Below are 6,000 nucleotides of genomic sequence, written 5' to 3'. Positions count from 1 at the left end.
CGCCACCTGACATGCACTACTGCCTCGACCCGTGGTGCGAGAACCCTGATCCGGATCTCATCCCCGACGCGGCCTGCGGCTGCCACATCCTCACCACAGCCGAGATCGAAGAACGCAAGCGGACATACCTCGCTCAGCAGGGCCGCCGGCGGCGGTCAGGAATCTTCGCTCCAGGTCTGGTGAGAACGCTCAACCTTCGCTGCGACAGGTCAGCCCAGGACGCGCGCCGGCTGCCATCAACTCACCGGTCTGGTGCTGCGGTCGCGGTGACCGCCCCGTCCGGCAGCCACGGACGGCGATCCCTCGTGCAGAGGCCGTTCAGGGCGGAGGCCGTCTGGTGGCACCGGCGCCCTGACCCGCCGGCCCTGCGGGACCTGCCGAGAGCGCCACCCGACTTTCCCCTCCCCGGCCGTCTCAACTGGGCGAGGGCGCCGGTGCGGTCGGTGCGACGGCGTCATCGATCACGGCCTGCGGGACCTCGGCGGGCGGCTTGCCCCTCTCGATCCGGTCGACCACCGGGGCGATGGCCTCATACATCCGCCGTGACAGCTCCTCGATGGACCTGTCCGCGAGGAAGCCGCCACTGATGTCCTCCTCCAGGGTTTTCAGGTAGTCCACGAGCTGGGGGCCGGTGAGCGTGATCTCGACCAGGCCTCGCTCACCGGCAGGGCCATGGAGGCTGCGGGGTTTGGCGTCCTCATGAGAGTCGCTCAGGTCCGCACCGTGCTTGGTTCGCTCCCACAAATCCTTCGTACACGTGATGTTGAAGGAGGCGAGGCCGGCGGCTTTCTGGAGGCGCTCCTGATGCCCGGCGGGCGGCGCGTCCGCGCAGCCGGCAGCGAGCGCGAAGACCGCAGTGGCGGCCAGGACAGCGGAGATGGTGCGGCGGCGGCCGCGGAACAGATCTGTGATCACCGGCCGATCATCAGCACGCCGGGACCGTCCCGGAGGCCATTCGCCTCCGGCTCAGCACAACGAGTGAACCCCGGCGGAAGACCGGCGACCTCCGAACCCACGTAGAACGTCGCCCGTTCCAGCCGTCATCTCCTGGATCAAGCCAAATAGTCCCGAGCTGCGGGAAGAGGCTGCACCGACGCCACGCCCGGAGCAGAGTACCGCTGTGACAGTACGTTTACTCAAAGTGAGGTGGGGGCCCCGGTGAAGTGGAAAGACGCGTTCGCCGACGCGATGAAGGAGCTGGAGGCGATACGCAGCCAGCTGAAGGGCCTTGATGACCGGACGGCCGGGCTGACCGCTCTGCACGGCGAACTCACCCAGAGCCGCCTGAAGGTCCTGGAGGCCGTCCAGGGAGGCGTCATGGGTCTGCGCGAGGAGAACCGGGAAGTTCGCCGCCGCCAGGACCGGATGATCAGCGATCTCAACGAGACCCGGGGCGAGCTCCGGCAGCTGCTGGACCTCGTCGATGTCCTGGGCCCTCTCGTGCGTCCCCCAGAGGCGAGCCGGGAGTCCGGCGACGGCCGACTGACGGACGCCAGGACGGCTCCCGCAGCGCCCGGAACGCAGACCGATGATTCCGCGGCCACCACGACAGTGCGGCCGCCCACCTCAACCGACACCGACACCGACACCAAGTCCCAGGGGGGAACCGTGGAGAACAGCGAGCGCCCGGAGCAGGAGCCCGAACACAACCAGGACAAGGACCAGGACCTCGATCTGAAGCGTGCGATCGAGGCCGCCTACCAGGGCACTGGCGCCCCCGCGGTCGAACCTTCCGCTCCCGCCCCGCAGACACCCGCCGCAGGGCAGGACCCCCGGATCGCCCACGGAGTGCTCCTGCTGAAGGCGGCCGGGGTGGCCTCCGCGGACCTGACCGCCCACCGTGACACCTGGGAATGGCTCTCCGCGCTGGCCGTCGGCCACCCTCACTTCCGCACCCCGCCCTCGGTCGACGACATCAAGGACGGACGCATCCAGACCGTCCTGTCCGGACGCTCCCTCATCGCCCTGCTGATCGAGCTGTGGAACACCCGCTCCACCGCCACTCCCCTTCAGCACGACTGGGCACTGGCCACGACCTCCTACAACCGCATCGCGGCCGAACTCGCCGGCGTCGACGGACAGGGAGACACCATCCACATCATCCTGGACGACGGCCTGCCCCCCGGCACCGGAACCGACGACTGACCGACTCGCCGGCCGCCCAGCCGACCCTGGGCGGCCGGGCGGGGACCGGGGCAGCTCGCACCGTCTGTCTTCGGGTGCAGTCATCACGCCGGGCCGGCTGGCGAACCGGCCTTCGAGGGTTGTCGCGATGCGGTTCTCAGGTCAACGGAGAGAGCGGGGCTGGAAGAAGTAGCCAGTTTTCCTGGCGGCGGCGATGGCCGCGTCCGCAGGAGTGGTCTCGCCGACCGGGACGTGCGGGTAGACACCGTCGACCAGGTCGTACTCCTGCGCCGAGCCAGCCCCGTGACCGAGCACAGCGCAGATGGGCGTGCTGTATTTGGAGGCTTCCACCCATACGCCTGGCCAGTCGGGGTGCTGACTGGTCACACGCGCGTCGCAGTGGCGGCACTGTACCTTCTGTTCCTTGCCCGTCAGCCGCACACCGCGACGCACCTGGTCGGCGTGAACAGCATGCGGGACTTCCTGCAGCGACTTCTTCCTGTCCAGTCGCGGGCGGTTGCAGACTGGCCCGAACTCGCACTCCACGCTGACCCACAAGCCCGGCCAGTGCGGATGCCGGTCCGTGACGGCTGCGCCACAGCCCGCACAGTCCCGCACAGTCAGGCCGTGCTCGCGGAACGACGCGAAGACCGTCTTCGTCGGGGGTGCGCAACCGCTGGTGCTGTCGACGACCTCGGCGAGGTCGAACAAGGACAAGTCCTTCTCCACCAGCCACACGTCCTCCCACGTCTTCAGCCCGGCCACCGGCAGGCTCTGCATCCAACCGATGCGCGGCACCTCCGTGGTCGAGGGACGTCGCACGACCTCGATGTCCGGGCGACGCAGATCGGCAGGCACGTACTCAGCCAGCGCCTTGCACAGTTGACCAACGGCCTGGTCCCGGTCGTCCGCGTTCAGCCAGCTCGCCTTCACCAGGTCCCGCAGCTCGCCTCCCGGGTACAGCGTCACCTCATACCGCCAGCTGCCCGCGTCCTGGCGCAGTGTCCGCTCGTACTCGCCGACATCGTCGAAAGAGAAGAACGACAGAGCCCCGTCGGCCTTCTCCGCCGCCGTGATGGCGGCCCCGACCGTCTCATAGGTTCGGGTGAAGTCATCCGGCGACGGGGCCATACCCGCGAAGTCGCCCATCGCCCTCATGCGCACATCAGCCATCAGGGCCGCGACATAGGCAGCGTTTCGTGACACGGCCGCCTTGCGCGCCTTTCCCTGCTTAGCCGACCGCTTGTTCTGCGTCTTCCCCATGGTCTCGCCGTCCGTATCGAGTCGTCGTCGTAACTACCGGTAAACGCCGGGGAGGCGGGTGCGTCACTTTCTCGCGGCCCGTTCAATCCAGTCGCCATACCGGGGCCGAGGGCCTGCTGGCGGCCAGAGCCCCGGGGGGCGGATTCTGCGGCTACGGGCTGATCGTGAGCTGGGCAGCGCCGGGGGCCGGTGCGCGGCGTCGTGCGGGCAGGCAGTGGACGGCGCGGTCGACTCCGGCGAGGAGGTCGGGGACGGGGATGCCGTAGTGGGCGGACAGCCGGTCGATGTCGGCCAGCGACCACGACGCCGCGCCGGACTGCTTACGGCTGATCTGCGTCTGGCTCAGGGCGATCCCCGCGGCGAGGTCGGCCTGGCGTTCGCCGGTCAGGCGCATCAGGGCGCCGATGTGAGCCGTAACGTGGCTTCTGTGCTGGGCATATGCGTACTCCGCATGAGGTATGCGTGGGCGGTCGGAAGGGGTCAGCCTGTCTGACTTAACGTCAGTGGCGCGGCGGCCGGCCTCGCTGGAGTGAGCGTGGTGAGTCCGGCGCGTTCGGCGGCGAGGCGTTGCAGGGCCCGGGCGCGGGCGGCGTCGCTGGAGGTCGACCGCTGCTGGGCGGCGACCTTGGTACGGAGCTCCTCGAGGGCCTTGCGGCCGTCGCCGAAGAGCGCCTCGGGCTCGCGGGCCCGGTCCCGGATCTGCCGCTCGGCGGCGGCCCGGATCCTCATCCTCGCGTCGGTTTCCTTTTCCGCGCTCCCGGCGGCCCGGTGCGCGGCGAGGGCTGCGTGGTAACCGTCCGAGGGGCGTTCGCGTACGGCTGGTGCTGCGGGTGGCGTGGGCGGCGCGGGTTCGACGGTCACCGCGGCGGGGTCGCTCTCGAGGGGTGCGGGCGCCAGGACGTGCACGGTGCGGACGTTCGCACCACGCACCCTCGCGTTGGCCGCAGCGGTCAGCTTCGGCGCGCTCCAGCGCAGCTTCGTGCCGGCTGCCGAGCCGTCGGGGACGATGTCCAGGCGCCCGGTGTCCACGTCGAATCCCACGGCTCGGGCCCGGCCAATGAGGTCGGGCGCGACCGATCGGAGGATGGCGTCGAACTGTGCGAGGACGGTTCCGCCGGCGGCCGGGGCGTTCATCCCGCGCTCGGTGAGCATCCGGTTGATCGCGGTCCCCAGACCCATGGGGTCCCGCCCGTCCCGCCGCACGACGGTGGTGGAGTGGCGCTTCGGTTTCGGTCGGCCGGCGCCGTTCTTCTTCGCCGCTTCCCGGGCGGCGGTCAGGGCCTGGCGCGCGAGGTCGACGCCGCTCAGCTCGGCTCCGGCACTCACGCGGTCACCGCCACGGTGGTCTCGCCATCGAGGGCGCGGCCGGCGAGTCCGGGCAGCCGGTCCATCCACCGCACCGCGGCCGCGGCCGTCCCGGCCTGGACGCCGACCTGCTCGCGCAACTGCTCCAGGCGGACCGCCAGCAGATGCTGGGCGGTACGGTCCCGGGCGGTGGCGGAGGCCTTCGTCGCGGCGACGACGGCTGCCTCACCGGTCGGGTTGCGCCGGAACCACCGGCGGCCCTGCTCGGTCCGGTAGGCCCGGTCCGCCTCCGCTTCGGCTTCTCCGGTCCGGCCGAACGCCGCCAGCGCGGTGCGCTCGGCCTGGACGGCGATCTGCTGAACGGTGCCGTACGCGGTGTGCGCGGCCGCGAGCTCGGCGCGTGCCGGATCAGCCGCCAGCTCGGCCGGGTCGGTGATCTCGAGGAACTCGGACCAGTCGGCGGCGACCTTGCGGTCGATCGCCGTACGGACCCGCGCGCAGATGGCCGCGACGGCATCAGGGCTGCTGACGTCTGCCGACCGGGCAGCCACCAGCATCTCGGTGCGGGCGGTCAGCGCCTCGATCTGGGTGGTCAGCGCCGTGGCCTCGCGGCGGCAACCGCATGCCTCGCACAGCCCGCCGGACCCGCCCTGCCCGCAGTCCTGGCACGCCAGCACCTGGCGCACCGTGGCGGAGGCGGTTGCGGCCTGGCCAGCGGCGCTTCGCAGTGTTGGGGCACGGGGTCCAGGATGCTTACCGGCTGACGGGTTCACCGGTTCAGGGCCTCTGGGCGGGGCGTGGCTTCTGTTACCGTGCGGCCGGTCGCAATCTGGGCTGCGGTAACCATCTGTGATCTCCAGGTGTCATGATGCGGACCATGTTCATGATCATTGCCGCGTCTGCCGCAGATGCTCCCACCCCGACCAACGCCCTCGTCTTGATCGGCCTGATAGGTGTCGCCGGCGTCGTCTTGGGAGGGAGGCTGGCGTTCGACGTGCGGGGCGCTGCGGGCGTCGCCCTGGAGCGGCGTCGGGTCGCTCTACAGTTGAAGGCACAGCGGTCCGGCAATTTGGGCGACATCGAGACCGAGAGCCTCGGACGCTGGTACTTCAGGGTTCTCGGCAGCGTGATCACCGCGGGAGGCGTCATCCTGCTGCTCGTCGACGCGATCATCGCGACCCACTGAACACACGGCCGAGCGCGGCCGCCCTGGGCTGATTTCGCAGGGGCCCGGTGCAGGCTGCTTTGTCCTGGACGGGTGGCGAGACGTCTGTACGGATGATGCCCTCTGGAGTGCTGGTCCGCTTC

At 70.2% G+C, this 6,000-nt stretch carries 7 protein-coding genes; 2 read left to right on the top strand and 5 right to left on the bottom strand.

The genetic code is table 11. From position 1 onward, the window contains the following. Positions 1–414 precede the first annotated feature (414 nt). Positions 415–915 carry a hypothetical protein gene (locus tag ACFYPN_RS32060; RefSeq protein ID WP_358766274.1) on the bottom strand — a complete coding sequence of 167 codons (501 nt, stop codon included), beginning with the start codon at positions 913–915 and terminating at the stop codon, positions 415–417. A 243-nt stretch (positions 916–1,158) separates the two neighbouring features. On the opposite strand from ACFYPN_RS32060, the gene ACFYPN_RS32055 reads away from it, so the two are divergent. Further along, positions 1,159–2,145: a hypothetical protein gene (locus tag ACFYPN_RS32055; RefSeq protein WP_389303182.1), complete on the top strand. Its 987-nt coding sequence runs from the start codon at positions 1,159–1,161 to the stop codon at positions 2,143–2,145. A 141-nt stretch (positions 2,146–2,286) separates the two neighbouring features. On the opposite strand, the gene ACFYPN_RS32050 is transcribed toward ACFYPN_RS32055, so the two are convergent. From ACFYPN_RS32050 to ACFYPN_RS32035, 4 genes are all read right to left on the bottom strand, one after another. Beyond that, positions 2,287–3,387 (bottom strand): hypothetical protein, encoded by a 1,101-nt coding sequence (locus ACFYPN_RS32050; protein WP_358766271.1) that lies wholly within the window; start codon positions 3,385–3,387, stop codon positions 2,287–2,289. Between the two features lie 151 nt (positions 3,388–3,538). Further along, positions 3,539–3,781: a helix-turn-helix domain-containing protein gene (locus ACFYPN_RS32045; RefSeq protein ID WP_358766269.1), complete on the bottom strand. Its 243-nt coding sequence runs from the start codon at positions 3,779–3,781 to the stop codon at positions 3,539–3,541. Positions 3,782–3,867: 86 nt separating this feature from the next. Then, positions 3,868–4,713 carry a DUF721 domain-containing protein gene (locus tag ACFYPN_RS32040; protein WP_389303179.1) on the bottom strand — a complete coding sequence of 282 codons (846 nt, stop codon included), beginning with the start codon at positions 4,711–4,713 and terminating at the stop codon, positions 3,868–3,870. After that, the gene (locus ACFYPN_RS32035; protein ID WP_389303176.1) at positions 4,710–5,369 is read right to left on the bottom strand and encodes a hypothetical protein; all 660 of its coding nucleotides are present in this window, start codon (positions 5,367–5,369) and stop codon (positions 4,710–4,712) included. The genes ACFYPN_RS32040 and ACFYPN_RS32035 overlap by 4 nt, the downstream gene beginning before the upstream one ends. A gap of 200 nt (positions 5,370–5,569) precedes the next feature. Between ACFYPN_RS32035 and ACFYPN_RS32030 the strand changes: the two genes are divergently transcribed. Then, positions 5,570–5,878 carry a hypothetical protein gene (locus ACFYPN_RS32030; RefSeq protein ID WP_358765968.1) on the top strand — a complete coding sequence of 103 codons (309 nt, stop codon included), beginning with the start codon at positions 5,570–5,572 and terminating at the stop codon, positions 5,876–5,878. Positions 5,879–6,000: the final 122 nt, after the last annotated feature.

This window comes from Streptomyces sp. NPDC005576 (assembly GCF_042871745.1).
Lineage (GTDB): Bacteria > Actinomycetota > Actinomycetes > Streptomycetales > Streptomycetaceae > Streptomyces.
Note: the sequence above shows the minus strand (reverse complement) of the source record. Positions and strands in the feature narration are given on the sequence as shown.

Bases quoted from the DNA above. Each gene is read 5' to 3' on its own strand.
- ACFYPN_RS32050 (WP_358766271.1), bottom strand. From the start codon at position 3,387: ATGGGGAAGACGCAGAACAAGCGGTCGGCTAAGCAGGGAAAGGCGCGC.
- ACFYPN_RS32045 (WP_358766269.1), bottom strand. From the start codon at position 3,781: ATGCGCCTGACCGGCGAACGCCAGGCCGACCTCGCCGCGGGGATCGCC.
- ACFYPN_RS32030 (WP_358765968.1), top strand. From the start codon at position 5,570: ATGTTCATGATCATTGCCGCGTCTGCCGCAGATGCTCCCACCCCGACC.